The organism is Pseudomonas sp. P5_B2 (genome assembly GCF_056400445.1).
In genome coordinates this window covers 1-1,408 of sequence record NZ_JBFULH010000882.1, presented here as the reverse complement: position 1 = coordinate 1,408, position 1,408 = coordinate 1, and the positions used below count along the sequence as shown (strand labels likewise).

The following is a 1,408-nucleotide window of genomic DNA, read 5'->3' as shown; positions in this document are numbered from 1 at the left end:
GTGCTGGCCATCACTTCGCGGAATTCCGGAACCAGTGCGTTCGGATCGATCCAGTTCAGGTCGCCGCCGTTGAGGGCCGAACCCGGGTCTTCCGAGTAGCTCTTGGCCAGTTCGCTGAAGTCTTCACCCGACTCGATACGCGAGTAGAGCGATTGCGCCAAGGCCTTGGTTTTTGCTTCGTCGCGCACTGGGCTTGGCTTGACCAGGATGTGACGCACGTGCACTTCGTCGCGCACCTGGGTTTCGCCGCCACGCTTGTCGAGGATCTTCAGGATGATGAAGCCGCCGGGTGTGCGCATGGGTTGGGTGACTTCGCCAACGGACATGGAGCTCAACATACGATCGAACGGAGGTGGCAATTGAGCCGCTTTACGCCAGCCCATGTCGCCGCCTTCCAGTGCGGTTTCGCTGGCAGACTTGGCCATGGCCAGCTGACCGAAGTCAGCCCCTTGCTTGAGCTGCTGGTAAACCACGTCCGCCTGCTTGGCAGCATTCTGAATCGCTTCGGAGTTGGCGCTTTCCGGCGTAGGAATCAGGATGTTGGCCAAACGGAACTCTTGAGACAATTGCATCTTGCCCAGGTCGGAGGCGAGGAAGTTCTTTACTTCCTGTTSGGACACCTGGATGCGCTCGGCCACGCGACGCTGACGCACACGGCTGATGACCATTTCACGGCGAATCTGTTCACGAGCGTCGTCGTAAGACAGACCGTCGTGAGCCAGCGCGGCGCGGAATTGATCCACGGTCATGTTATTGCGCTGGGCAATGGTGCCCACCGCCTGGTTCAGTTCTTCATCGGTAATGCGGATGCCCGAACGTTCGCCGATCTGCAATTGCAGGTTTTCGACGATCAAACGCTCAAGCACCTGCTGCTCCAGCACGCTGGCTGGCGGCACGGCAGTGCCACGCTTGGCAATGGTTTGCTGAACCTCATGAACGCGATGGTCCAGTTGGCTCTGCATGACCACGTCGTTGTCGACGATGGCCACCACTTTGTCGATGGACTGTACGGCGGCGTTGGCCGCGGTACCCAGAAACAGCGCGCCCAGCAGTAGCGGGCGCAGACAATCAGAAAGCTTGGTTTTCACGTTCACGATAACCTTGGATGCCTTTGTCGAGGAAGCTCTCYACTTTGGCGCCGGTGAGGCCGCCGAGTCCCTTCAGAACAATTTGGAGGAAGACGCCGTGGTCTCCCGCTTCGTTTTGTGGCGCGTCCTGACTGAATTCGTCATAGGAAACCCAATAACGGTTGATCAGGCGCAGTTTCCAGCAGCAGTTGTCGTACTCGAAACCACCGAAGGCTTCCAGGGTACGGTTTTGGGTGTAGTCATACTGCCAGCGGCTGATGGCGTTCCACTGAGGCACGATCGGCCAGATCACCGAGAAGTCGTGCTGCTCGATCTTGTAG

The 1,408-nt window shown here is 58.4% G+C and carries 1 protein-coding gene and 1 pseudogene; both read right to left on the bottom strand.

Annotated elements, in window-relative coordinates; translation table 11 throughout:
• The coding region (locus AC1DRJ_RS27695) for a peptidylprolyl isomerase (RefSeq protein WP_477804953.1) at window positions 1-1,094 on the bottom strand (1,094 nt) is incomplete at its 3' end.
• A pseudogene (locus tag AC1DRJ_RS27690) lies at window positions 1,069-1,408 on the bottom strand (LPS-assembly protein LptD); the annotation flags it as partial. The gene AC1DRJ_RS27695 and the pseudogene AC1DRJ_RS27690, both read right to left, overlap by 26 nt.